Origin of the sequence: Nocardia transvalensis, from assembly GCF_015477765.1 — a bacterium.
GTDB classification, from domain to species: Bacteria; Actinomycetota; Actinomycetes; order Mycobacteriales; family Mycobacteriaceae; genus Nocardia; species Nocardia transvalensis_A.
The window spans coordinates 255,444-279,824 of record NZ_JADLQQ010000010.1; the positions used below are offsets into that span (position 1 = coordinate 255,444).

The window sequence follows — 24,381 nt, forward strand, 5'->3', positions numbered from 1 at the left end:
TGGTGGGCGGGTTCTTTCGGGATGCGGGCTGGCAGGCCCGTCGAGGAAGGACGCGAGTGGGTCAGAACGGCCAGTCGGCGCGCTGTCCCGCTTCCAGGCGCGCGATCATGGCGAAGCAGGCGTCGGTGAGCCCGCCGTAGACGTAGCGGTGCGCGCTCCCCGCCGGGGCGTGGCCGGGCCGGTATCCGGCGAGGTTGAACGTGTGCAGCGGCACGGTCGCGGGGACGGCTTCGCTGACACCGCTGTGGGTGGCTTGCTCGTCGGTGAGGATCACGACACTGTCGTGGCCGTGGTAGTGCTGCCGAAGCGCGCCTGCGGTGTCGGTGCCGCCGCCGAGGAAGTAGCCGCCGCGCCAGCGGTCGATGGCGGTCAGCAGTGCTTCACCGCGCCGGAGTTCGAACACCCTGCTGGGGACCGGGTATCCGCTGGAGAAGGAGACCACGGTGGCCTTGGTGCAACGACGGGCCAAAGCGAGACCGAACATGACTGCTGCGTCCCACCGGTGCAGGGTGCCGTCTTTGGAGAAGGTGTCGTACATCGACGCGGAGGTGTCGATGAGGATGAGGGTGCTCCCAGTGAGGGCGGGCAGGTTGGTCAACGACGCCTCGAGCGCTTGCTGAATCGGATGCGCCCAGCGCAGCGACCCCTTGGTCGCGTGGTAGGCCGACAGGAACTGCATCGGCAACATCCCAGCAGTGGCGATGCGGGTGGGGTCGGTGAGCACCGCGATCACGTCAGCAGCGACGGTGTCGGGTACCCCGGCGTTGTCGAAGTTGCGCAGGTTGCGGATGAGCCCCTTGTAACCCATGGTCGGGATGACGGCCGCCCACAACTCCGCCGTCATGGGGCCACGCACCAGCGGCGGCACCTGCTCCCAGGTAGCGCCCGCCTCAGCGAGCACAGCAGTCAGCTCACCGGCCCGCGCGAGCCTGAGGACCTCCTCTGGTTCGCGGGCAAGCAAAGCCTTGTTGGCGACGAGCGTCCGCAACGCTGCCCCGGGCTCGATGGTGTTGGTACGCCGAGCTTCCCGCAAGTAGGCAAACAGTGCCGACTGCCGGTCATCGGCTGGCGTCGGCGCGACGAGGCTGATCACATCGGCGAAACGGATCGAGCGAGCGGCACTGTCCCACCGGATCGTGGCGCGCTGGGTGTAGAGACGCGAGACGGCGTCGGCGACACCGCGCTTGACCGCAACGGGAATTGTGCGGCCGAACCGGGACAGCCAGTAGCCGACGAACTCGCCCGGCTCATCCGCACGCTGCAGGACCGAGGCGACGAGTGTGCGTGTGCTGCCATGGATTCCGGCTTCATACCGGGCGTGCGCCGCCTCGGCGGCCAGCATCAGGCTCGCCGAACGCATCGCAGCGGTGCCGCGCAGCCAGGCCGCGAACCGGTTGAGCCAGTCGTCGTCTGCGACAGGGGTGACGGCTTCGGCGCGCACCAGGGCGATGAACCGGTCATCACGCGTGGCCGCGGTTTCGTAGAAGGTGTTCTCCGCGACGAAGTTGGTGACCGCAAGCTTGAACAGTTCGGTACGCGACTGCGGCAGATAGCCCGGTGCACCTTCATGAGTGGTGATGGTCGGGTTGGATTCCGTTGCCAGCGCGGAGATTCCGGCGGTGCGGGTGGTGCCGGTGTTGAATTTCGCCATGGGTTCCTCCGGTGAGTGCGGGGCCCATGAACGCGCCAGCGGGTCATGCCGCATGGGGACGGCATGACCCGCTGGATCTTCAAGGCCCCGAGAATCTGGTTGGGGCACGGTGTGTTTCAGCCATTGAAGTAACCGTGCAACCCTTCGCTTCGGGGGTGAAGGGTGGGTGAGGACCGCGAGAATGTGGTGCCGGTTGCGGTGTTTCGTTCCGGTGAGTTGAAGTAACCGCGGTTGGCTTCGCTTCGCTGTCCTCTCCTAGTAACCTATGACGACCGGTTGCGCATGGCAAGCCGATAGTTACGCATCGCGTAATACGTTGAGCTCGTGTCGACCATCCAGGGTTACGCGCAACTCTCGCGGTACTCGATGCGTTGCAGCACCTGGTCCCAGGTGTCCCACGGATGGATCTCGACCGGGTCGCCACCGATGACCACGGGCCTGGTGGGCAGTGGTCCGGTGTCTGCTGGTGCGCGGCGGCGCCACCAACGACGCACTGCCGTCAGACGTTTCACCTCCGCCGCCGGTGATCGGTGCCCGCGTCACGCCCGGTGCCTACCGTCGGGCGAGAGGGTGCCGGATGGGTTGTCGCGGTCGTCATATGTTCTCCCAGCGGCGGCCGGATACGTCGGTGTGGACTCCGATGTGTCCGGCGGGGAGAATGCAGTAGATCTTCCAGGATTCGCGACGCCCCAACTGCCCCGAGGGGCCGGTGGTCAGCGGTGCGATGGCGTTACGGTAGGCGAGGCATTCGTGGCGACGGGGTCCGCGATGCTCAAGTCGGCGGGCGCGGCGGGTGCCAGCAGGGTGAGCGGCGTGCGCGGCGGCGCGGGCTGCGTCGTCGTCGGGCGGCGGGAAAGCTGGTGTCATGCGCAGGTTCCGATTCGGTCGGGGTGGCATGAAGGTGGAGTTCATGCCGAGGCTCGTTTCTGGGTGCGGACGCATCTGGCGCAGCGGCCTTTGGATTCGTGGCGGACTTCGCCGAGTGAGGGTTTGCGGCGGGTGGTCATGGGGCGGCGGCAGATAACGCAGTTGGGTGGGCGCGCAGGCCGGGTGAGACTGGCGGGGTCGGCGATCTCGAGGAGTTGGCGGCGAGTGTTGGCGCCGCCGTCGCAGATCACCCCGCCCATGACGACTCCGGAAGCGACGTAAGGGGTGTCGTCGCCGTCGAGGTTGCCCGCGGTGAGCGCCGCCTTCGCGCAGGGGATTTGGTCGGGGCAAGCATTGCGGCATTGGGCGGCGGCCCAGCGGGTCACGCTCGACAGGTGCCAGAACGGATCCTCGCCTGGTTGCAGCCACGCCTGGGGGTGCGCCTGACACGGCGTAGGCACCACCAACCTCCTTCCACGGTGTTACCAACAGTCTCTCGGTTGCGCGCAGATACGCGCAACCATTGAGACATGAGAATCTCGCTCTCAAGATGAAATCCGAGTTCAAGCCGGTTCTCGAACACACGCAACAGGCCGCATCGATGCGTAACCCTGGTCTCGTTACACGAGGGTGAGGTTGGTGAACTCGGCTGCGTGGGTGATGTAGACCAGCCCGCCCTGCCTGCACACCGCGCCGGTCCGCTCGTGGTACCACGCTGAGCCACCGTCGTAGGTCGGCGAGCACACGATGGTGCGCGGCCCGTCCTGCGTGATCGATGTCGAGTGCCAGTGGCCGTGGCACAGGAAGTGGGCCGCGGCGGGGTTTTGACCGTAGAACGCCTGGCTGGCCCACCATTCGGCAGCTTTGCCGCGTCGCCACTGGTGGCCGTGTGCGATGGTGAAGATGCTGTCGGCGACCTTCACTGTCATGTATCCACGGTCCGGTGGCGGGGTGTGGATCGTGATGTGCCCGAACGCCTCCGGGTTCTCCGCCAGCGCGTCGCGTACGGCGTGCGCGCCTTCGGTGGCCCAGTTGTCGTCCGCGCGTGTGTGCACGGGATGGCGGGTGGCGTCGTCGTGATTGCCGCCGACCACGCTGACGTGCACGCGGGCGGCGCGTGGGGCGAACACTTTGATCGTCGACAGCAGTGTGCGTCGCCAGATGCGGAATTGCTCTGTGACAGTGTGGGATTGGCGGGCAGCCAACCGCCCGTCCTGCACTACTGCCCCGTTTTCGAGGCAGTCCCCGGCGAAGATCAAATGGACGGCCCCGATACCGTGACGGTCACGGGTGGCGTCGAACTCCGCGGTGGCGCGGTCGACCGATGCGAAGAAGCGGCCAAGGGTGCCGTCGAGTCCGTCACCGTCGATCTTGCCGACTTGCAGGTCCGACACTTGAAACACGAACACGCCGTCGCCGGTGGTGGCGGCGGGTGTGCCTGGGGTGTAGTCGCGGATCTCGGCGAGCAGGCTGTCGATGTCGGGATCGGCGCCGGTGGCGGGTGCGAGCTGGAACCGGTAGGCGGTCAGCCATTGCCCGTCGTACCGCTGCCACCGCGATACTCGCGGATGCCCCACGGCGCGAACGGCGTTCGGGTCCAGGCCGGCCTCGCGCAGCATTTCGGTCCAGTCGTGAGGTGGTTGGCCGTCGGGGCGTGCCGGGGTCTGGACATAGCCGCTGACGCCATCGAACACGACCCGGGGCCGATGCTCGGGCTCGGTGACGATCGGTACGGCCGCGAGCTGGTCGGCGATGCTCATACTGTGCTCGCCGATCGTGCGCAGCCGCAATCTTCCCGGGCGTGGACGTTGAGCGCGCTGACCGAGTACGGGAATCCGGCCTCGGTGAGGACTTGGTACAGGCGGCGGCGCACTCCCCCGCTCGACAGCCAAGCGTTGATGGCGTCGCGGTCGCGGGCGGGTTGTTCGCTGATCCAGCGGCCCACCGCGCACGGTGTCGCGCTGGTGGTGCGGGCGGCGGCGAGGTGGTCCGCGATGCTCAGGCCAGACATACGACCTCGGTGTCGTCGGGCGCGTCGACCGTCAGGCGGGCGCTGTACTCGTGGTCGGCGGACTGTTCGATCCTGACCGGCCAGCCCGGAATCGGGTGGACCTCGCTGATCTGGCCGACAGTGATTGTCCAGCATCCGGAGTCGTCATCGACTGTGACTGCGACGTGAGTGCGGCCGCGCCGGGAGATGAGGTGGAATCGGGCACCGTCGTAGGCGGGGTATTCAGCAGGCTCACCGTCAATGACGACAACGACGGTGTCATCACCGGCGCCTTCGATCGAGATCAGCTTCACGATCGCGAACGTAAAGGCAGCACGCGGCATCGCCGGTGATTGTGACCAACACCCGCGGCTGTTCCGGCGCCGGACCGAGCGCAGGTGCGCCACCGCGGCTGTGCAGCAACGGTTCCCGGGCAGACCGTGCAGCAGGGGAGAAGCTGCTGCGAACAGTCGCGCTACTGACTAGGACGAGACTGTGGGTGCTGCGGCGATCACTGCCGCCCACACCACTTCGGGCTCGGCCTCCGCGCGGACACATGCGGTGAAGGCGTCCTCGACGCTGGAGTGCCGCTCACGCAAGGCTGTGATGGAGGCGGCACGGCACATGCGCGCTCCCCTGCTCGTCGCCGGCTGAGCGGTGAGAGCACGGATAATGTCCACCAACTGCTCCGTGGGCTGAGTGCGGGCAACTGCGATGAATGTGGCGTAGGTGTTGACGGTGGTGGTCATGGAGATTCTCCTGTTCGGACGTGGTGGGCCGGACGACACGAGGCGGGCGTGCACCCGGTGAACCTCGCAGTTCGGGGCGGGGCTGCCGCGGGTGTGCGGCAGCCCCGATCACGGTCAGTCGGTGGTGAGGTTGGGCCAGTAGACGATGGTGTCGAGGCCCATCGCGTCTTCTCGCTGGTTCGCAAACAGCTCGGCGGCCTCTTCGAACGCGCTGGTGTCGTTGGCGTCAGCGAGCGCCTCCGCCAAGGCCATCACGAACAGTCCAGCGTGCCCGGAGCGTTCGACGACCACCCCGACGCAGGTGGCACCGAACATGCCACGGCCGGAGTAGTTGAGGTAGGGCCGGATACGGCAGTCGGACGCGACGTCGAGTACCACGTCGACCGCTGCATCGATCTGGTCTTCGGCGATTGTAATGCGAGACATAGTGGGCTCCTTCGGTTTTCGGGGTGGCAGCCCCGTTGTTCTTACACGCCATTTTACATACTCAGTATGTACATGGCGACGGCCAGTCCTCGACGCGCACCAGGCGCGGGTCGTACAGCGCGCGGTCGTCCTGGATGCGGAAGCACCGGCCCAGGATGCTGATCACGTCACCGTCCGCGACATCGATGACAAGCGGGCGATTCTGCGGCCACGCTGCGATGACAACTGGCTGCGGAACGAGGTAGGCGTGCTCCCCCGCAACGACCGGACCGCGGAATTCCCTGCGCGACACGGTGGTTTCGTCGAGGTAGACGACCATGAAGTGGCAGGGGCGACCCTGGTGACGGAAGGTCCCGCGCAGTTCGACGATGCTTTCGAACTGGTGGCCGTAGTTGTCGCAGGCCTGCGCCTTGGGTGCGGTCATCATCGGAACGACGATCGGATCCTGATTCACGGTGTGCTCCTTCGGGTTTCGGGGTGGCAGCCCCTGTTTGCTTACAGTGACCACTGTACATACTCAGTATGTAAAGTGTCGATCGTTGAGGCGCAACGGATTTCGAACGCCGAGTGCAGACCGAGCCGATCAGCGCGGCTGCCGGTTGCCTTGCCCGGGCCGCGCCTTCTTCCACTCCCGCACCTCATGGGCATCCCAGACCGGGGTACGCCCGACCCACCGCTTCGGTTGCGGCGCGGGGTTATCCCTCGCTGGCCGATAGACGTAGGAGTGCCAGGTGCGAAGTTTCACCTCGAGGTAGTCCGCGCACTCCTGAGCCGACCACTCTTCGGCCTCACCCTTGGTCACAGCACCACCTCCCGGACAGCACACCGACACCCGGCCTGCATACTCAGTATGCAGAAACCCTGCGCCCGGCGCTGCACAGGGGTACAGCGCCGGGCACATCGGGTCAGCCGAGGATTTCGTCCGCCTTGTCGACGAGAGCGGTGATGATCTTTTGCCAGCTCACCGCCTTGAGGTCGGCGTCTTCGGTGTACGGGGTGGCGATCAGGTTCGTCGCGGGGTCGACTGCTGCGACCGGGCCTTGATCCTGTGCGATGCGGTAGGTGTGCGGCGGTATGGACCACAGCTGGGCCCAGACACGTCCGACGTGATCGAAGACGTCTACTGCGAACTGCGACTGCCCGATGTGGCTGTCGACGCGCAGGTTCAGGCGCAGCTTGACGCCATAGCGCACGGTCAGGACGACGACCGTGTTCACCTGCTCGGCGGAGCCGACGATGTCGTCACCGGTGATGGTGGGGACAGGGGGTTTCTTCATGGGTTTCCTTCGGTGTTGTGGGGTGGCAGCCCCTCGAACTGACGCTTGTTACATACTGGGTATGCACATTTCGCTCGGCACTGACGTCTCGTCAGGCCCGCACGTTGACCGGCCCGAGCGCCGGGCCGTAGCTCATGTGCCAGTACGTGCCGTCCCAGTCGGGCCAAGCCGCCGACCACAACGTCCGCATCTTGTGGGGGTCGGCCATCGCGGAGACCGGCCCGGCGTAGCCGTGCGTGCGCTTGTGTTCGTACTCGACATGCGTGATGACATCGACGGGCTTGCGATTGTGTGCCGTGTTGTTTTCCACCAGACCAAAGTACATATTGAGTATGTACTTTGGCGACGGCTCCGACGGCAGTGGGCCGTCAATCACACAGGGGCGCAGTCACATCCGAGCTTCACCCTCAACCGTCCGAACCGTCGTCATCGGTGTCGCGCGCTGCGCGCACGCTGCTGGCGAGGATGACCCATGTCGCGCCGGCCTTGCGTCCTGCCAGTGCGCCGCTGTCGAGCAGTTGCTGGACTCGCGTACGCGTCACCCCGAGTTGGTCGGCGGCTTCGGTGACCGACATCAGCGGTGGCAGGACCTCCAGCTCGACGAGTCGATCGAAGTCGGCAGTCGCCAGCACCTGCAGGGACACGATGGCGTCGGCGTGACGACGCGCCAGCAGGGCATGCCCGACTTGCGTTGCCGCCCAGACCGAGGCGGCGTGGACGGTGAAGATGAGCTCCGTGCGCCCGAGCAGTGAGCGGCCGACAACGGGATGGAAGTCGGCGAACTCGGCGACGAGGTCGGCGTGATCATGCTCGGGCAACCCCAGTTCGGCGACGACGTTGTACTCGGCCGCAGGCGCAGTCAACGCTGACTCCTTCCAAGTCGATGACACTTATGATTGTTGATTGGCAAGGGTTGGGGGCGGTAGGAACGCCCCCAACCCTTGCCGCTCACCGGCGCGGCGGCCACGCGAAGCCCGCGCGCTTGACGGGCGCGAGCGCGTTGCGCCACGCCCTCGGATCGCTGGGAGTCCCCGGCATAGTGGCGATGACCTGCCCGTTCTTGGTCACCTGTAGGTGACCGCGCTTGGTGGCGGCCACGTCGAAGCCCTGCCGGGCGAGCTCCCTGACGATCTTGCGTAGGTCCTTGTTCGTTGTAATCACCCCCTTACTGATTGACAAGGGAAACTAGCCTTCACGCTTGTTAACTGGCAAGGATGCCGACATCGGCGCGGCCATGTCCGATGTCGGCAGCCAGAAGCACACGGACCCGCCGGTCAGGCGGCCTTGGACTCATCGCCGTCGAGCTGGCGGCGTTCCCACGCCAGCACCTCCTCGATCGGGTATCGGCAGTGCTTGCGTAGCTTGAGGAAACGGGGACCGTACGGCGGCCTCTCCGAGGCCCAGTTGTCGAGGGTCTTCTTCTCGATCTTCCATCGCGCCGCCAGCTCCTCACGGGTCAAGAAAGCATCGTCATGTTCTGGCACCAGTCGGCCCTCCTCTTCGATTCGAAACTGCCGTCGAATCGCAGGCTAGGAGGCGGCGCCGACAGCAGTGTTCGAAATCCCCATCACACGAAAAGAATCACGAGAATTACGCACATCGCGGAGAAATAGAATTACGAGAATTACGCAGCGCGACACGAGTCACGCTAATTACACGCCGGATTCAGTGGTTCAAGTCGACACCCGGAAACAATCACCGCCGAGTAGGAAAAGGTTCGAAAGGAAATGCGTTGCCACGCCAACCGCTCTCACTCGGCACTTATGGAGCACTGAACACCAAGAAGCAGCCCAACGGCAGTGTGCGGGCCTGGACCCGGTACCGCGACTTCGATGGTGTCACCCGCATCGTCCAGCGCTACGACACGACCGCGGCAAAGGCGAAGGACAAACTGCGCCGTGCCCTGCAGAAGCGCATCGCAAGCCGCGGCACCGTCATCACCCGCGACACCAAGATGTGCGTGCTCGCCGACATGTACCTCGCCGAACTCGAGGCCGAGGAGAAGATGCTGCCGCAGACGATCGACAACTACCGCAAAGAGATCAACCGTTCCGACGACAAGCGGGCGGACCCGAAGGCGATCAAGATCAAGACAGCGCTGGGGAATCTGCGGATCTGGGAAGCCGATGCTCCCCGGCTGGACATGCACATCAAGACAATCCGCGCCAACGGGCACCGCCGCAAGGCCGAACTGCACGCCCAGATCCTGACCGACATGATGGGCCTGGCCGTCCGTCACGGAGCGATCGAGCACAATCCGATGCGCGAGGTCAAAACGGTGCGCCGCCGCCGCGTCAAGCCGAAGGCACTCGGCGACGAGATCCGTGAGGCCCTGCAGGCACAGCTCGAGAAGTGGGTCGCTGGCGAGGAGATCCCCGGTACACCGGCCTACACCTACGGCCCCCGGCGCGACCGGGCGATCCTGCAGATCAGTGACATCATTCTCGCGACCGGTACCCGCCCACACGAAGCGCTGGCGTTGCGGCGCTGCGACGTCATCAAATCCACCGACGGCCCGTGGCGGATCCGGATCTGCGGAACCCTCGTCCGCGTCACCGGCGAGCCGCTGTATCGGCAGGAGTGGCCCAAGTCCGCCAGCGGCTACCGGGAGGTGCTGCTGCCGGAGTTTGCCGTCCAGACGCTGAAGGCGATGGGTGCCGACGACTGGGACGACGACGATGAGACTCCGTTGTTTCCATCGCAGCGCGGCGGCTGGCGTGATCCCCATAATTTCGGGCGCACATGGCGGGCCGCGCGTGGGGAGAAATTCAAGTGGGTGACCCTGCGGACGCTGCGTAAGGAAAATGTGACGACGGTGTTCGAAAAACATGGACCCGTGAACGCCAGCCTGCAGGCCGGTCACGCCCACACCACAACCACCGAACGCCATTACGTCGATCGCCCAGCACTCGCGCCGGATTCCACGGCGGCGCTCAATAAGCTCGGTCGTCGAAAGCGTGCCGAAAGCGTGCTGTAGGATCAAATGAAAGCAGGTGGGGCCCGGTAGCTACCGGGCCCCACCTGCTTTTTCTGTGGAGCTAAGGGGACTCGAACCCCTGACCCCCACACTGCCCGTGTGGAGGAGCACCCCAACTCGGGTTGAGTGGGTGTTGGATTTGTTTCCTTCGACTTTTCCAACAGCGCCCTCGGTGGAGATCGCGGCATCCGCTGACGAACATCGAAAACATGACGGCACATCAAACCGCAACGCTCGACCGAGTGCTACCCGGCGACGTGGCTCACTCGGTCCTCCCACGACTCACCACGCCCGGAACGTCTTTCGGTTCCAGATTCCAAGACGACCCATGACCGTGCCGGACACACCGCCGCTGCCGACGCCGAGCACGATGCCACGGCACATCGATAGCAAACTCCGGCCGCCGATCAGACATGCATCCCGTCGCTGGGTAATAGTGGAGACACTTCGAGGCACCGAGCCCCCTGCGGTGATTGTCGATGGCAGCTATCGCCGAAACTTTGCCAACCTCAACCGTGTCACGATCGCCACCAGCGCCGCGGTCGCTCGACGCCTGCGACCGCTCATTGAGCGCTGCACGTCTTCCGCGAGCGCGCAGTCCGAGGAGATCGGACTTCCTTCCGGAGCAACGGTCGAGATCCGCGCAATACCGGCATTCGGGCCCACGGGCGCTGTTTTCGGAGTCGGCCTCTGGGCCGGCCCGCCGAACACGCACAGGCTCCCGCTACCGACGGTCGCAGCTGCCGAGTGGAACCGTCGAACCGGCACAGCGGCCCTATCCTCCGAACTGAGCCGACAGCTCGAACTGGGGCCGGCCGAGGATCCTCGCTCCACCCCACTTCCCAGGCTGATGTCTTGCTTCGATCGCTGGGATGATCGGGAAGGCTTCCTCTCGCTGTTCGATCCCGACGACCCGACCGATAGCTGGGTCGGCACGGCCACAACACAATTCCCCTCGAGCACCCGTCAGCATCTGTACATAGCCGCGAAGCCGGCTCCGGACAAATCCACCGTACGAGCCATCGTCTCGAACCTGCCCGAAGTCGACTCGGCTCCCGCGCCCGACTACATCTCTGCAGCTCTTCGAACCCTCCCCCTCCTGCCCGGCCATGCGTTCGGGATCGTGGATCTGAAGTCTTCACTCATCCATGAGTGGATCGCCCCCAGTCACAACGTCGCCTCGCAGCGTCACCAACCACCCCGAATACACCCGGATGACGGGTCGGCTATAGCAATGTCTCGTCGACAACTCTTGGACCGAAATCCCAGAACCACGAGCCTACTCCGGATCAGATTCGCTCACGAAGAGTGGCTCACCGTCCGGGCACAGTGGACACTGATCTGCCACGGCCAGCGGCCCCAAGCCCTGATCGACATCGCGTTGCGGCACGGGTAGAGCGTATCCGGGGCGTGTTCAGTTACGAGTCCACGATGCTCCAGCACCGATGCCTCCACTGCGGCACCCGGGTGCCGACCGCACGGATCGCGCAAAGAGTTAAGCGATGGCCTTCTCGTACGCCGCAACGACAGTGGCCTGGACTCGTCCACGAGCCGAGACACGGAAGCCGTTCTTGCGAGCCCAGGCCCGAATCACGGCCGTCTTATCCGACTTGGGCGCCTGACGGGTCGAGGTCCTGGGCCGTGGGCCGCGGCTTACCTTGCGACCGTGCTTGGTCCATGGGTCGAAGGTTTCGCGAAGTTTGCCCGCGTTGAGCACCGAGAGGTCGATCTCGTATTCGATACCGTCGAGCGCAAACGACACCGTCTCCTCGGCCGGTGATACGCCGTCGAAGTCGTCGACGAGTTCGACAACGACTTTGCGCGCCATGGGAATCCCCTTCGGTCGGTACGGCAGGCCGAATAGGCATACTAGCCAACAACTGTTGCCCGGGACTTCACGCTGTGGGGTGTGTCGACACCAGGACGTCGACACACCCCACAACCGCTCAAAATCCCAATCCGTCTGCCGATGTCAGTAGCAGACGCGACGAGACCGACGTGGCCGGGGTCGCCTCGCGAGCGGGATCGGCCGCCACTTCGATAGCCTCACGGGGAGGAGAAGCCCTGAGGTACTTCGAAATGCGGTCCCCATCCTTCCTGAGTTGAGTTGTATCCACCCGGATGTACAGCTCTGTCACCCGGGAATCGGCGTGGCCCGCGATCTGCTGCAGCCGATGCAGCGGCACACCGGAATCGGCGAACCAGGTCAGGCCAGTGTGGCGCAACGTGTGACGCACCAAGTGGGTGTAGCCGAGATTTCGGACGACCTTGTCCCAATCGGTGGCGCGACGAAGGACGCCCGTTGCGATCCGTCCACCGCGAGGACCGATGAACAGACGGGCGTCCGAGTTTCCGCGACAAGCCGCGATGCGCGCCGAAATCATCGGACGGATCTCCTCGATGATCGGGATTCGACGTGCTCGGTTTCCTTTCGTGCCCTTATCGATGTAGCCACCCGGTGCGCTGGTGGTCTGACGACGGACAGTCCAGATCCACTCGTCGGTGTCGATATCTCGGAGCCTGCAGCCCGATACCTCCCCGATTCGTGCGGCGGTGCACGCGGCGAACATGACGACATCGCCCCAGGTGCGATAGTTGTCCGCTGATGCCGCCACCAACGCGTCGCACAGGATGACCAGCGAGGCCCAATCCGGGATAGCCAGCGCCCGTGGGTCTTTCAGCTCGTCCTCGATCTCTTTATACAGCTCCTGCCAACCACGGATACGGGCCGGATTGTCATCGCGCACTCCGTCCCGCTTGGCTTGCTCCATCACCCGAACCAGGACGGCGATCGTGTTCTTGATCGTCGATTTGCTGCGGCCGCCCGGCTCTTCGATCCACTCCACGACGGCTCGGTCGATCATTCCGTAGGTGATCGACGTGATCGGGACGTGTCCCAGCGTGGGGACGACCCGCTTGCGCCAGCCACACATATACGGGTCGCGGGTCTTGTCCTCGAGCCCGCGTAGAGCGAGGTCGAGGTTGGACTTCTCCGAACCCAGCGGGATGAGTTCCGCGTATTCGAGCAGGTTCAGATTTGCCCGGCCCGGGTCGATTCCGCGCTCGGCAAGTCTGCGCAGCCGCTCGACCCAATCATTGGCCAGTTCCCGCGTCTCGAACGTGACCGACTTCGAGTCCCGGTTCTTCGTCTGCGGGTTGGTCCACCGTGCGCGGGCACGAAAAGGTCTCCCCGATCGGCACCGTGGGATCTCCTCGATGTCGAAGCTCACCTTGAGCCCGACCGGGATTTCGAGCGCCGTGGTCATCGCGCCTCCCGGACAACCGCAAGCACCGAGATGGTGGTGGCGATCAGGCCACGGGGACCACGCGTCGCGCCTGCAGGTACGCCTCGAGGTCGCTTTCCGGGTACAGCGCGACACGGTCGGACAAGCGAATGAAGCCCGGTCCCCGCGTCGGCGTGGATCGTCGCCACCGCCGAACCGTCGACGGGTCGACGCCGAGGATTTTCGCTACCTCGCCGGTGGTGTACATGCGTTGATCGAGTAACTGGCGTGCGCTGTCCGGCTGTTGCACGACGGACCTCCCGTCCGGAACACCCACCGCACCAAGGGAGCCGACAGGAGCCTGCCCATGTGGACGGGAGGATGTGTGCGAAATCCGCTGCGGCTGAACTTGATTGTTGTTCGCCGACTGCGGCGTCATCCGGCTCCGCCGTCGCGGTTACTGGGAATGCCCGACCGAGCGGGCGCTCCCCCACGGTAACCGCGATTCCAGCGTGCCCGCAACCGCCCGGTATGCCCTGAGGGAATCGACCCGCGCCGCACAGGCGCGCCAGCACCGCCAGTGCACGGAGAGAAGAAGGCAGAGTTCGTCGAGCCGATCGCCCGGCATACCCGATTGGGACCGTCCTACCTGAAGGACCCGTCAGACCCGGGCTCTCGTCCGTGGTCCACATTTCACAAAACGTGACCAGCAGAGGGGGAAAACCCCCTCTGACCTGGTCGGGCTGACAGGATTTGAACCTGCGACCACCTGACCCCCAGTCAGGTGCGCTACCAAGCTGCGCCACAGCCCGTTGCGCCCGCTTTCGCGGGTGCTCGAAGAGATTACCTCAGGACCCCCGGTTGGGGCCAAATCGGCAGGGTGGAGGGGTTTCGTGTCGGGTTAGGGGGTCAGGGGGCGGAGGTGGGCCAGGGCTCGGATGTCGGTGTCTACGGTGAACCAGAGGGTGAGGGTGTCGGGGGTGCGGGTGGTGTGGAGGGTGAGGGGTTCGCCGAAGCGGATGGGCTTGTTGTATTCGAGGACGTAGCGGTGGGGGCCCGCGGTGAGGTCGGGGGCGGTGGCCGCGTGCTCGTGGACGGCGTGCCAGTAGGCGGTGTTGGTGACGTGTTGGAAGTGGTCGATGTCGGTGCGGCGCAATGGGAACGGGGTGGCGGGGGTTGTCGGCAACGGGTCGGTGAGCCACTGTTTCCAGCGCAGGCGCTGGTCGGTGGCCGTGGTGGCCATCAGTGCGAAGAACTGGTCGGCCAGGCGGGAAGGGCTCATGGTGTCCTTGTTCATGTGGATCCAGAAGCCCTCGGTCTCGATGAGGCCGCCGTTGTCGGCGTCGATCCGCACCCGCATGGCCAGCCAGCGCGAGGACAGTCCCGAACACCAGCGGCGCACGCGCAGCTGAGCGGGCCATTCGACCGGGCGCAGCACGTCGATGACGGTGCGCCGCACGATCCAATGCGGATGGCTGTCCATGGCGCCGGCGTGCACGAGGTGGTCGACCCCGGCCTCCTGCAGGTGCCGGGCGATGCCGTCGATGCGCAGATACTGATGTTCGTCCATGTCGGCGGTGCCGAGTCGCCGTTCGACGTCGAAGATGTGACCCGTCGCCGGGACGGGAGCCAGGGGTCGGACGATCGGGTCGGCGACGGCCGGAATCGGCGGGCCGGCAAGGGGCGTCATCAGACATAACCTCCGGGGATCTGCGATAGGACGGATCGACGGGCAGGGCACGTCGTCATCGCACCGCGGCGATAGCGGGCCGCGGTGATCGGTGCAGAGACTAATGCAGGCTCCGGCGGAGTGCAGGATTGAATCGCCAACCCTCGCCGCACGATTCGCCGCCCGCGACGACCCGGACATCGCGAGCGCCGTGCGGTGGGGGCGGATCAGGGCACGACTTCGAACCGGTCGCCGGTCTCGACGTGGTCGTAGAGCGCCTTCGCCCCTTCGGGAGTCATCCGGATGCACCCGTGCGACTGTTCTTCGATGGGCCCGATATGGGTGGCGATATCGCCGTTGAAGAAGACCGCCCACCGCATTTCCGCATTGTGCATGGTGCTCCAGTGATACGGCTTCTTGAACGCCGCCTGGAAGACGCCCGGCGGGGTTTCGAAGCCGGGCCGCCCGTGTGAGATCGGCGTGGGGCCGTAGACGACGCGGCCGCGGTCCATCAACCACGCCTCGTTGGTCGACAACTGCATGCAGACGCGTGCCGCCGCCGAGCACGGCGCCACCACCTCCGCGGGTGCGATCAAGGGAGGAACTCCGGGGATATCCGGTCCGCCGGGCCACAGCGGTGCGGCCTGCGCGGGTGCGGCCACCGCCACTCCGGCCGCTGCCATACCGATCAACACCGCACTACGGGCCGTGCGGCCGAGTAATCGCATGCTGCTCATCCAAACCTCTCAATCCCGGACTCGGCCCCGGATCCAGCCGGCGCGAGGTCCGCTTCTTCGGCACGAATCGAAAGCCAAAACTCGAGATGAATCCATGATCATTGTGAACCGCCACCACCTCGCCTATTGACCTTTTCGGCCCCGGTAAACCACTCATCCCATGATTTGCTTAGAATGCGACTTGTGTCTAAGACGTATTCATCGGCCGACCGCGCCTATCAGGAAGTCAAGGAACGCATCCTGACCGGCGCACTCTCCGGCGGCGAGCTGATCAGCGAGGGTGAGATCGCCGCCGAACTCGGCACCTCCCGCACTCCGGTCCGGGAGGCGTTTCTGCGGCTGGAAACCGAAGGGTGGATGAAGCTCTACCCCAAGCGCGGGGCGCTGGTGACGCCCATCTCCCCGCACGAGGCCGAACATGTCGCCCACGCCCGCTACGTCGTCGAAACGGCCGCGGTGCGCACGGTGTCGGCGGGCGACAGATCGGCGCTGACCGCCGCGCTGCGCTCGTCGCTGGCCCGCCAGCACGAACTGGCCGAGACCGGCGATATCGAGACGATGGCGGTGGTGGACACCGACTTCCATCGCACCTACGTCGCCGCCGCCGCGAACCCGCTGCTCACCGGCTTCTACGACTCGCTGCGCGAGCGCCAGCGCCGCATGAACAGCGTTGCGCTGCACCGTGGTTCGACAGACTTCGCGCGAATCCTGCAGCAGCACACCCGCTTGGCCGAGCTGATCGAGGCGGGCGACCCCGACGGCTTCGCCGCCGCCCTGATCGAGCACCTGTCGGGCGTGCACCAGCTGGAACTGCGGGGGCTGTGATGGCGACGATCACCGCACCGATCCGCACCCGTCCGGGCACTCGGGCCTGGTGGGGCGTGGCGGCGGCCATGTTCGCGATCGCCTGGGGCGGTAACGAATTCACGCCGCTGCTGGTGATGTACAAGCAGCACGGACTGGGGGTCACGACCGTCGATCTGCTGCTGTTCGACTACGTGCTCGGCATCGTGCCCGCGCTGCTGATCGGCGGGCCGCTGTCGGATCGCCACGGCCGCCGCCGGCTCATGCGGCCCGCCCCGCTGATCGGTGCGGCCGGATCGTTGCTGCTGGCGTTCGGGTCCGGCTCGGTGCCGCTGCTGTCGGCGGGCCGGGTGCTGTGCGGGGCCGCCCTGGGCCTGGCGATGGCGGTGGGCAGCAGCTGGCTGAAGGAACTGTCGCAGGGCACGGGTGCACGGCGTTCGGCGATGAGCCTCACCGCCGGATTCGCGCTCGGAGCGGGCCTGGCCGGAACGCTGGCCCAGTGGGCGCCGTGGCCGGACAGCCTGCCCTATCTGATCAATGTCGCCCTCTGCCTGGCCGCCGCGAGCTGCGTCTGGAACTGCCCTGAAACGGTCGTCCCCCAACGCAATCCGGGTCGGCTGCGCGACGACCTGAAGGTTCCTGCCGCCGGGCACCATCGCTTCCGCACGATCGCGCTCCCGGCGGCACTGTGGCTGTTCACCTCGGCCGCAACGGCTTACGCGGTACTGCCCACCCTGCTGGCCACCCGCGTTCGCGGTGCACCGATCGCCTTCTCGGCGCTGGTCACCGTGATCACGCTGGGCTGCGGTTTCGCCATCCAGTCGGTCGCACGCCGAATCGATAAGCCCGGCACCGCCCGCGCCGCCGCCGTCGCACTGATCCTGGCCGCCTGCGGAATGGCCACCGCCGCTTACACCTCCGCCACCCTCCTGGTTCCCGCCGCGATCGTCACCGCCATCGTGCTGGGCGCCGGGTACGGCATCGGCCTGGTCGCCGGATTGCAGGAGATCGAGCGTATCGCCCGGCCCGACGATCTGGCCGGGCTCACGGCGGTCTTCTACTCGGTGAGCTACCTCGGCTTCGGTGTACCGGTCGTGCTGGCATTCCTGCACGAGTACCCGGGTTTCGGCTATCCGGCGATGTTCGCCACCGGGGCGGTCGCGGCTCTGGGATGCCTGGCCGTCGTGGCGCGCAATTACCGCGCGTGACTGCGCGGCCGCAGCCAGCCGAAGGTGAGTTCCACAGCGCGGCGCCAGTTGTCGTACTCGTCCTCGCGCAGCTGCGGATCCATGCGCGGCGTCCACTGCGCCGCGATGCGCCAATTGCGGCGCAGCCCTTCCAGATCCGGCCAGTAACCGACCGACAGGCCCGCCGCATAGGCCGCGCCCAGCGAGACGGTTTCGGCGACGAACGGCCGCATGACGGGGATGTCGAGCACATCGGCGACGATCTGCATGAGCAGGTTGTTGGAGGTCATACCGCCGTCCACGCGCAGGGCGCGGGCCTGCAATCCGGAGTCGGCGTTCATCGCCTCCACGACGTCGCGGGTCTGCCAGGCCGTGGCCTCGAGCACCGCTCGCGCCAGGTGCCCCTTGGTGATGTAGGAGGTCAGGCCGATGATCAGCCCCCGCGCATCGCCGCGCCAATGCGGCGCATACAGTCCGGAGAAGGCGGGCACCAGATAGCAACCGCCGTTGTCTTCGACTGTGCGGGCCAGGGTTTCGATCTCCGGGGCGCTGGCCACCAGGCCGATGTTGTCGCGAATCCATTGCACCAGCGAGCCGGTCACCGCGATCGGCCCTTCCAGGGCGTAGACCGGGTCCTCATCGATCTGATAGCCGATGGTGGTGAGCAGCCCGCGGGTGGATTGCACCAGCTCCCGTCCGGTGTTCATCATCAGGAACCCCCCGGTGCCGTAGGTGCATTTGGTTTCCCCACGCGCAAAACAGGTTTGGCCGAACAGCGCGGCATGCTGGTCGCCGAGCGCGGCCGCGATCCGCAGGCCGGGCACCACGGCACGGGTGGTGCCGAAGGGGGCCGTCGACGGCTGGATGCGCGGCAGCATCGCCGCCGGGATGCCGAAGAACTCCAGCAGTTCCGGATCCCAGGTCAGGGTGGCCAGATTCATCAGCAGCGTCCGGCTGGCATTGGTGACATCGGTGACGTGCGAGCCGCCCTCGGGGCCGCCGGTCAGATTCCAGATCAGCCAGGTCTCCATGGTGCCGAACAGCACGTCACCGCGTTCGGCCCGCTCCCGCAGGCCCGGGGTGGTGTCCAGCAGCCAGCGCAACCGGGGTGCGGCGAAATAGGTGGCCAGCGGCAGCCCGCACAGGGTCCGGATCCGTTCGGCGCCGGGCCGGGTCTCCAACTCGCGCACCAACTCCTCGGTGCGCACGTCCTGCCAGATCACCGCCCGGCTCACCGGGACACCGGTGTGGCGATCCCACACCACGGTGGATTCACGCTGATTCGCAATCCCCACGGCCGCAACCTGATCCGCGGTGACGGCGGCCTCCCGCAACACCCGCGGCAACATCCGCTCCACGCTGCGCCAGATCTCGGTGGCGTCCTGTTCCACCCAGCCGGGGCGCGGGTAGTACTGGCGGTGTTCGCGCTGGGTGACCCCCACCAGGCGGGCCCGCTGATCGAACAGGATGCACCGGGTGGAGGTGGTGCCCTGGTCGACGGCCAGCACGTACCGTTGCGTCATCGGCGTTCGCCTCCTGTCTGCGGTTCGGTCGAAAGCCGTTGTCCGGCACCGAGATCGCGGGACACGGCCGAGGCGGCTTCACGCACCTGCCCGACCATAGCCGAGCGATGCCGCAGTTGCGGGTCACAGAGCCGATCCAGCGGACCGGTGATGCCGATGGCGCCGACCACCAGACCCCCGCGCGCCCGGATCGGCGCGGCGATACCGGCCACCCCCGGCCGGAACTCCGCGGCCTCCCCCGCCCACCCGCTGCGGCGCACCTTCGCCAGGTCGCGACCGAGCTCGGCGGGATCGACGAGGGTGCGGCGGGTCAGCGCGGCCGGTGCCCGCGCACGCACCGCGGCCGCCAGCTCCGCGTCGTAGGCCAGCAGCACCTTGCCCAGCGCCGTCGCATGCGGCGGCAGCAGCTCACCGACCTCGAGGGCCTGTTCGGTGTTGTCGGGGCGGAAGACGTGGTGGATCACCACGACGTCGTCGTCGACCCGGGCGGCGATGCGCACCGACTCCCCGGTGCGGGCGGCGAGCGCGTCGGCCCAGTTGATCGCCCGCGACCGCAGCTCGTTGGTGTCCAGATAGCCCGAGCCCAGCCCGAGCAGCGCGGCACCCAGCCGGTACTTGCCGCTGGCGGGATCCTGATCCACGAACCCGACTCCCGCCAGGGTGCGCAGGATGCCGTGCGCGGTGGGTTTGGCCAAACCCAGTGCGGCCGCGATCTCGCCGACGCCCAGGGGGCCGGAACCGCGGGCGAGCAGCCGCAACACGGCGGCGGCGCGCTCGATGGATTGGATAGGCCCGGGCACGCCGGTAAACCTACCCGCCGATTCGACAATGTCGAACACCTGGCGATCGACAAGCAACATCTTCCGATAGGAAATGTGAGCCACATCACAATTTCGCCCGCTCACCCGACAGTAGCCGCATCGATCCGGCCCAGCCACCGCAAACGTTCGACAATGTCGAATGGAATCGGTGTCCGCGTCGCCCCCGGGCTCGTAACGTCACGATTGACACGGCCGCGCCCGCGGTCGCACGGCAGACGGAGGCTCAACGGTGAACTTCGGCTCGATCTTCGTGAGCGAGGCATTCGGCACGGGTGTGCTGGTGCTGCTCGGCGTCGGCGTGGTTGCGAATGTGTTGCTGACCAAGTCCAAGGGATTCGATGGCGGGTGGCTGCTGATCAATTTCGGCTGGGGTCTGGGCGTCATGGCGGGCGTGTACGTCGCCTACAAGACCGGCGGGCACCTCAACCCGGCCGTCACCCTCGGCCTGCTCACCAGCGGCGCGGACGAATTCGCCCCGGGGATCGACATCACCGCGGCCAACGCGGTCGCCTATTTCGCCGGGCAGATGGTGGGCGGCTTCCTCGGCGCGGTCGTCGCCTATGTGGCTTATAAGCGGCATTTCGACGCCGAGACCGACCCGACCAAGAAGCTGGCCGTGTTCGCCACCGGCCCCGAGATCCGTTCCTACCCCTGGAATTTCGCGACCGAGGTGATCGCCACCTTCGTCCTGGTACTGGTGATTCTGGGCTTCGGGCACACCCCCAGCGGGCTCGGCCCCCTGGCGGCGGGTCTGCTGGTCGTCGGCATCGGCGCCTCCCTGGGCGGGCCCACCGGCTACGCCATCAACCCCGCCCGCGACCTCGCGCCCCGGCTCGCGCACGCCGTGCTGCCCGTGACCAGGCAGGCGCCCGCGCGGGTTACGGTGTCCACGGGCGCGCCGACCTCCCCCGGTCCGTCCGATCCGCCCGCCGGTTCGGCACCGCAGCGTAAGAACTCCGACTGGTCCTACGCCTGGATCCCGGTCGCCGGCCCCCTGCTGGGCGGCGCACTGGCCGGTCTGGTCGCCCAGCTCCTGTTCTGAACTTCCCTTCTGTCACAAGCGTTTTCTCGAAAGGACAGCAGTGAGCGAGCGACGCACTACCACCGCTCGATACGTCGGAGCGATCGACCAGGGCACCACCAGCACCCGATTCATGGTGTTCGACCACGGCGGCAACGAAATTGCCCGCCATCAGCTCGAGCACGAGCAGATTCTGCCGCGCGCCGGCTGGGTCGAACACAACCCGACCGAGATCTGGGAGCGCACTCGCGCCGTCATCGAAACCACCCTCACCAAGGCGAATCTCAACGCCCACGATCTGGCCGCGGTCGGCGTCACCAATCAGCGCGAGACCACGGTGGTGTGGAATCGCCGCACCGGGCGGCCGTACTGCAACGCCATCGTCTGGCAGGACACCCGCACCGACCGTATCGCCGCCGACCTCGAGCGGGCCGGGCACGGTGAGACCATCCGCCGCAAGGCCGGATTGCCGCCCGCCACTTACTTTTCCGGCGGCAAGCTGCGCTGGATCCTCGACAACGTGCCCGGCGTGGCCGCCGATGCCGAACGCGGCGAGGCGATCTTCGGCACCACCGACACCTGGCTGCTGTGGCACCTCACCGGCGGCATCGACGGCGGCGTGCACGTCACCGATCCGACCAACGCCAGCCGCACCATGCTGATGAATCTGGAGACCTGCGACTGGGACGACGAACTGTTGTCGCTGTTCGGGATTCCGCGCCGGATGCTGCCCACCATCGCGCCGTCGTCGAATCCGGGACTGTTCGGCACCACCCGCGCCGACGGCCCGTTCGCCGGCGAGGTGGCACTGGCCGGTGTGCTCGGCGATCAGCAGGCCGCCACCGTCGGCCAGGTGTGCTTCCGGCCCGGCGAGGCCAAGAACACCTATGGCACCGGAAACTTCCTGCTGCTCAACACCGGTAACGACATCGTGCGCTCGCAGCACGGGCTGCTCACCACGGTGGCATACCGGTTCGGCGAGGAGAAACCGGTCTATGCCCTGGAGGGCTCGATCGCGGTGACCGGGTCGGCGGTGCAGTGGCTGCGCGATCAGCTGGGCATCATTTCCGGTGCGGCGCAAAGCGAATCGCTGGCCCGCCAGGCCGCCGACAACGGCGGGGTGTATTTCGTGCCCGCCTTCTCCGGACTGTTCGCGCCCTACTGGCGCTCGGATGCCCGCGGCGTGATCGTCGGGCTGTCGCGCTTCAGCACCAACGCCCATCTGGCGCGGGCCACGCTGGAGTCGATCTGCTATCAGACCCGCGATGTGGTGGAGGCCATGCAGGCCGACTCCGGCGTCAAGCTCGACGTGCTGCGGGTCGACGGCGGCGTCACCGCCAACGAGCTGTGCATGCAGCTGCAGGCCGACTTCCTGGGTGTGCCGGTGTCGCGGCCGGTGGTCGCCGAGACGACCGCGCTCGGCGCCGCCTACGCCGCGGGTTTGGCCGTCGGGTTCTGGCAGAACACCGATGAGCTGGAGGAGAACTGGCGCGAGGACAAGCGCTGGCACCCCACCCTGGCCGAGCCGCAGCGCGAACGCGGCTACGCCCGCTGGCAGAAGGCCGTCGCGCGCACCCTCGATTGGATCGATGAGGACGACTGATTCCGGCGAAAAACACGCCGGGAAACAAGGGACGAAGCCGCCGGGAACTTAAAACCCCAGGCTGCTGGGAACTAAAGAACCAAGCCGCCGGGAACCAATGGAGGGGCCCGACGGGGATCACAAAGGAGAATCGACCGTGTCCGTACGTTTGGACCCCGCCTACCGGGCCGATGCCCTGAATTCGTTGGGCGAGCAGGAGATCGACGTTCTGGTCATCGGCGGTGGCGTCGTCGGCGCCGGCGCCGCGCTCGATGCCGCCGCGCGCGGCCTGTCGGTCACCATGGTGGAGGCGCGCGATTTCGCCGCCGGCACCTCGAGCCGTTCCAGCAAGCTCATCCACGGCGGGCTGCGCTACCTCGAGCAGCTCGACTTCTGGCTGGTGCGCGAGGCGTTGAAGGAACGCAAGCTGCTGCTGCACAAGCTGGCGCCGCATCTGGTGCGCCCGGTGTCGTTCCTGCTGCCGCTGCAGCACCGGGTGTGGGAGCGCGCCTACATCGGCGCCGGTGTCGCCCTGTACGACACCATGGGCGGGGCCCGGGCACTGCCCATGCACAAGCACGTCTCCCGCACGCGCGCACTGGAATTGGGACCCGCGCTGCGTGAGGACGCCATGATCGGCGCCATCCGCTACTTCGACGCGCAGGTCGACGATGCGCGCCACACCATGATGATCGCCCGCACCGCCGCCCAGCACGGCGCCACCGTGCTGACCCGCACCAAGGTGACCGGGCTCCTGCGCGACGGCAACCGCGTCGTCGGCGCGCACGTCACCGATCTCGAGACCGGCCGCGAATACACCGTGCGCGCCCGCAGCGTGATCAGCGCGACCGGCGTGTGGACCGATGAGATGAACCGCATGACCGGCGTGGACTTCCCGTTCCACGTGCGCATGTCCAAGGGTGTGCACATTATGGTTCCGCGCGAGCGGCTGAACCTGAACACCGGCATCGCCGTGCGCACCGAGAAGAGCATCCTGTTCGTCATTCCGTGGCACCGGCACTGGATCATCGGCACCACCGACACCGATTGGGATCTGGACAAGGACCACCCGACGGCCAGCCACGCCGATATCCGCTACATCCTCGATCACGTGAACGCCCTGCTGCGCGAGCCGCTGACCGAGGACGACATCGTCGGCACCTACGCGGGCCTGCGTCCGCTGCTGGCCGACGCGACCGCCAGCGACACCACCAAGCTGTCGCGCGAACACGCGGTGGCCGAACCGGTTCCGGGCCTGTTCGTGATCGCCGGTGGCAAGTACACCACCTACCGGGTGATGGCCGCGGACGTGGTGGACGCCGCGGTCGCCGAATTCGGTCAGGCGGTGGCACCGTCGGTGACCGAGCACCTGCCGATCATCGGCGCGGTCGGATACCAGGAGCTGACCGCCGACCTGCACAGCGTCGCCCAGCGCGCCGGTCTGTCCGCGACCACCGTCGAGCATCTGCTCGGCCGCTACGGTTCGGGCGTGCACGACCTGTTCGAGCTGATCGCCGCCGATCCGCGACTGGCCCAGCCGATTCCGGGTGCCGAGGAGTACCTGGCCGTCGAGGCCGTCTACGCCGCCAGCCACGAGGGCGCCCTGCACCTGGACGACGTGCTGACCCGCCGCACCCGCATCTCCATCGAACTGGCCGACCGCGGCCTGGAGGCGGCCGAGCACATCGCCCGCCTGATCGCCGCCCCGCTGGGCTGGGACGCCGACACCACCGACCGCGAGATCACCCGCTACCGCGACCGCGTCCACGCCGAACTGGCCGCCAACCAGGCCGCCACCGACGAGGCCGCCAACGCCGCGCGCCTGGTCGCCGTCGCCTGACGGCCCCAGGCCGACGTCCCCAGCGCCCGCGACCGA

At 66.7% G+C, this 24,381-nt stretch carries 30 protein-coding genes and 2 tRNA genes; 7 read left to right on the plus strand and 25 right to left on the minus strand.

Annotated features, from left to right (window positions below; all coding sequences use genetic code 11):
• Nucleotides 1-61 precede the first annotated feature (61 nt).
• The 16 genes from IU452_RS28515 to IU452_RS28590 form a co-directional block, all read right to left on the minus strand.
• On the minus strand, nucleotides 62-1,651 hold the full coding sequence (locus IU452_RS28515; RefSeq protein ID WP_195112278.1) for a TROVE domain-containing protein: 1,590 nt from the start codon (nucleotides 1,649-1,651) through the stop codon (nucleotides 62-64).
• A 341-nt stretch (nucleotides 1,652-1,992) separates the two neighbouring features.
• Nucleotides 1,993-2,163, minus strand: a complete 171-nt coding sequence (locus IU452_RS28520) for a hypothetical protein (RefSeq protein ID WP_195112279.1) — start codon at nucleotides 2,161-2,163, stop codon at nucleotides 1,993-1,995.
• Between the two features lie 82 nt (nucleotides 2,164-2,245).
• A complete protein-coding gene (locus IU452_RS28525; protein ID WP_195112280.1) occupies nucleotides 2,246-2,518 on the minus strand; it encodes a hypothetical protein in 273 nt (90 codons plus the stop codon).
• Between the two features lie 41 nt (nucleotides 2,519-2,559).
• A complete protein-coding gene (locus IU452_RS28530; RefSeq protein WP_195112281.1) occupies nucleotides 2,560-2,979 on the minus strand; it encodes a hypothetical protein in 420 nt (139 codons plus the stop codon).
• Nucleotides 2,980-3,138: 159 nt separating this feature from the next.
• Nucleotides 3,139-4,278, minus strand: coding sequence for a metallophosphoesterase family protein (locus tag IU452_RS28535; protein ID WP_195112282.1), 1,140 nt, complete (start codon nucleotides 4,276-4,278; stop codon nucleotides 3,139-3,141).
• Nucleotides 4,275-4,529, minus strand: coding sequence for a hypothetical protein (locus IU452_RS28540; protein WP_195112283.1), 255 nt, complete (start codon nucleotides 4,527-4,529; stop codon nucleotides 4,275-4,277). The genes IU452_RS28535 and IU452_RS28540 overlap by 4 nt, the downstream gene beginning before the upstream one ends.
• Nucleotides 4,517-4,822 (minus strand): hypothetical protein, encoded by a 306-nt coding sequence (locus IU452_RS28545; RefSeq protein WP_195112284.1) that lies wholly within the window; start codon nucleotides 4,820-4,822, stop codon nucleotides 4,517-4,519. Before IU452_RS28545 ends, IU452_RS28540 begins: the two co-directional genes overlap by 13 nt.
• 168 nt (nucleotides 4,823-4,990) lie before the next feature.
• Nucleotides 4,991-5,257 carry a hypothetical protein gene (locus IU452_RS28550; RefSeq protein ID WP_195112285.1) on the minus strand — a complete coding sequence of 89 codons (267 nt, stop codon included), beginning with the start codon at nucleotides 5,255-5,257 and terminating at the stop codon, nucleotides 4,991-4,993.
• A gap of 114 nt (nucleotides 5,258-5,371) precedes the next feature.
• Nucleotides 5,372-5,683: a hypothetical protein gene (locus IU452_RS28555; RefSeq protein WP_195112286.1), complete on the minus strand. Its 312-nt coding sequence runs from the start codon at nucleotides 5,681-5,683 to the stop codon at nucleotides 5,372-5,374.
• Between the two features lie 61 nt (nucleotides 5,684-5,744).
• Entirely contained in the window at nucleotides 5,745-6,137 is a 393-nt protein-coding gene (locus tag IU452_RS28560) for a hypothetical protein (protein ID WP_195112287.1), read from the minus strand.
• 129 nt (nucleotides 6,138-6,266) lie between these two features.
• Nucleotides 6,267-6,485: a transcriptional regulator gene (locus tag IU452_RS28565; protein ID WP_195112288.1), complete on the minus strand. Its 219-nt coding sequence runs from the start codon at nucleotides 6,483-6,485 to the stop codon at nucleotides 6,267-6,269.
• A 103-nt stretch (nucleotides 6,486-6,588) separates the two neighbouring features.
• The gene (locus IU452_RS28570; protein WP_195112289.1) at nucleotides 6,589-6,960 is read right to left on the minus strand and encodes a hypothetical protein; all 372 of its coding nucleotides are present in this window, start codon (nucleotides 6,958-6,960) and stop codon (nucleotides 6,589-6,591) included.
• Between the two features lie 91 nt (nucleotides 6,961-7,051).
• Nucleotides 7,052-7,270, minus strand: coding sequence for a hypothetical protein (locus IU452_RS28575; RefSeq protein WP_195112290.1), 219 nt, complete (start codon nucleotides 7,268-7,270; stop codon nucleotides 7,052-7,054).
• Between the two features lie 97 nt (nucleotides 7,271-7,367).
• Nucleotides 7,368-7,823 carry a helix-turn-helix domain-containing protein gene (locus IU452_RS28580; RefSeq protein WP_195112291.1) on the minus strand — a complete coding sequence of 152 codons (456 nt, stop codon included), beginning with the start codon at nucleotides 7,821-7,823 and terminating at the stop codon, nucleotides 7,368-7,370.
• A gap of 85 nt (nucleotides 7,824-7,908) precedes the next feature.
• Nucleotides 7,909-8,121, minus strand: coding sequence for a type II toxin-antitoxin system HicA family toxin (locus IU452_RS28585; protein WP_195112292.1), 213 nt, complete (start codon nucleotides 8,119-8,121; stop codon nucleotides 7,909-7,911).
• A gap of 113 nt (nucleotides 8,122-8,234) precedes the next feature.
• Nucleotides 8,235-8,420, minus strand: a complete 186-nt coding sequence (locus tag IU452_RS28590; RefSeq protein ID WP_228818894.1) for a DNA-binding protein — start codon at nucleotides 8,418-8,420, stop codon at nucleotides 8,235-8,237.
• A 272-nt stretch (nucleotides 8,421-8,692) separates the two neighbouring features.
• Between IU452_RS28590 and IU452_RS28595 the strand changes: the two genes are divergently transcribed.
• Nucleotides 8,693-9,937, plus strand: a complete 1,245-nt coding sequence (locus IU452_RS28595; protein ID WP_195112293.1) for a tyrosine-type recombinase/integrase — start codon at nucleotides 8,693-8,695, stop codon at nucleotides 9,935-9,937.
• Nucleotides 9,938-9,993: 56 nt separating this feature from the next.
• Here IU452_RS28595 and IU452_RS28600 read toward each other — a convergent pair.
• Nucleotides 9,994-10,105, minus strand: a tRNA-Ala gene (locus tag IU452_RS28600).
• Nucleotides 10,106-10,265: 160 nt separating this feature from the next.
• Here IU452_RS28600 and IU452_RS28605 point away from each other — a divergent pair.
• Nucleotides 10,266-11,333, plus strand: a complete 1,068-nt coding sequence (locus IU452_RS28605; protein ID WP_195112294.1) for a GAF domain-containing protein — start codon at nucleotides 10,266-10,268, stop codon at nucleotides 11,331-11,333.
• Between the two features lie 99 nt (nucleotides 11,334-11,432).
• On the opposite strand, the gene IU452_RS28610 is transcribed toward IU452_RS28605, so the two are convergent.
• The 6 genes from IU452_RS28610 to IU452_RS28635 all read right to left on the minus strand — a co-directional run bounded on the left by IU452_RS28610 (nucleotide 11,433) and on the right by IU452_RS28635 (nucleotide 15,567).
• Nucleotides 11,433-11,765, minus strand: coding sequence for a histone-like nucleoid-structuring protein Lsr2 (locus tag IU452_RS28610; protein WP_195112295.1), 333 nt, complete (start codon nucleotides 11,763-11,765; stop codon nucleotides 11,433-11,435).
• A gap of 118 nt (nucleotides 11,766-11,883) precedes the next feature.
• Entirely contained in the window at nucleotides 11,884-13,203 is a 1,320-nt protein-coding gene (locus IU452_RS28615; RefSeq protein WP_195112296.1) for a tyrosine-type recombinase/integrase, read from the minus strand.
• Nucleotides 13,204-13,246: 43 nt separating this feature from the next.
• On the minus strand, nucleotides 13,247-13,471 hold the full coding sequence (locus tag IU452_RS39310) for a helix-turn-helix domain-containing protein (protein ID WP_324192869.1): 225 nt from the start codon (nucleotides 13,469-13,471) through the stop codon (nucleotides 13,247-13,249).
• 425 nt (nucleotides 13,472-13,896) lie between these two features.
• Nucleotides 13,897-13,973, minus strand: a tRNA-Pro gene (locus IU452_RS28625).
• Between the two features lie 89 nt (nucleotides 13,974-14,062).
• The gene (locus IU452_RS28630; protein WP_195112297.1) at nucleotides 14,063-14,851 is read right to left on the minus strand and encodes an acyl-[acyl-carrier-protein] thioesterase; all 789 of its coding nucleotides are present in this window, start codon (nucleotides 14,849-14,851) and stop codon (nucleotides 14,063-14,065) included.
• Between the two features lie 206 nt (nucleotides 14,852-15,057).
• Nucleotides 15,058-15,567 (minus strand): L,D-transpeptidase, encoded by a 510-nt coding sequence (locus IU452_RS28635; protein WP_228818895.1) that lies wholly within the window; start codon nucleotides 15,565-15,567, stop codon nucleotides 15,058-15,060.
• 183 nt (nucleotides 15,568-15,750) lie between these two features.
• Here IU452_RS28635 and IU452_RS28640 point away from each other — a divergent pair, with 183 nt between their 5' ends.
• Complete coding sequence (locus tag IU452_RS28640; protein WP_324192870.1) at nucleotides 15,751-16,392, plus strand: GntR family transcriptional regulator; 642 nt, start codon at nucleotides 15,751-15,753, stop codon at nucleotides 16,390-16,392.
• A complete protein-coding gene (locus IU452_RS28645; protein ID WP_195112299.1) occupies nucleotides 16,392-17,579 on the plus strand; it encodes an MFS transporter in 1,188 nt (395 codons plus the stop codon). The genes IU452_RS28640 and IU452_RS28645 overlap by 1 nt, the downstream gene beginning before the upstream one ends.
• On the opposite strand, the gene glpK (IU452_RS28650) is transcribed toward IU452_RS28645, so the two are convergent.
• The gene (glpK, locus tag IU452_RS28650; RefSeq protein ID WP_195112300.1) at nucleotides 17,567-19,081 is read right to left on the minus strand and encodes a glycerol kinase GlpK; all 1,515 of its coding nucleotides are present in this window, start codon (nucleotides 19,079-19,081) and stop codon (nucleotides 17,567-17,569) included. The genes IU452_RS28645 and glpK (IU452_RS28650) overlap by 13 nt on opposite strands.
• Complete coding sequence (locus tag IU452_RS28655) at nucleotides 19,078-19,881, minus strand: IclR family transcriptional regulator (protein WP_195112301.1); 804 nt, start codon at nucleotides 19,879-19,881, stop codon at nucleotides 19,078-19,080. The genes glpK (IU452_RS28650) and IU452_RS28655 overlap by 4 nt, the downstream gene beginning before the upstream one ends.
• Nucleotides 19,882-20,131: 250 nt before the next feature.
• Here IU452_RS28655 and IU452_RS28660 point away from each other — a divergent pair, with 250 nt between their 5' ends.
• The 3 genes from IU452_RS28660 to glpD all read left to right on the plus strand — a co-directional run bounded on the left by IU452_RS28660 (nucleotide 20,132) and on the right by glpD (nucleotide 24,345).
• Nucleotides 20,132-20,944 carry an MIP/aquaporin family protein gene (locus tag IU452_RS28660; RefSeq protein WP_195112302.1) on the plus strand — a complete coding sequence of 271 codons (813 nt, stop codon included), beginning with the start codon at nucleotides 20,132-20,134 and terminating at the stop codon, nucleotides 20,942-20,944.
• 40 nt (nucleotides 20,945-20,984) lie between these two features.
• Nucleotides 20,985-22,526 (plus strand): glycerol kinase GlpK, encoded by a 1,542-nt coding sequence (glpK, locus tag IU452_RS28665; RefSeq protein WP_195112303.1) that lies wholly within the window; start codon nucleotides 20,985-20,987, stop codon nucleotides 22,524-22,526.
• A 97-nt stretch (nucleotides 22,527-22,623) separates the two neighbouring features.
• Nucleotides 22,624-24,345 carry a glycerol-3-phosphate dehydrogenase gene (gene glpD, locus IU452_RS28670; protein WP_195112304.1) on the plus strand — a complete coding sequence of 574 codons (1,722 nt, stop codon included), beginning with the start codon at nucleotides 22,624-22,626 and terminating at the stop codon, nucleotides 24,343-24,345.
• Nucleotides 24,346-24,381: the final 36 nt, after the last annotated feature.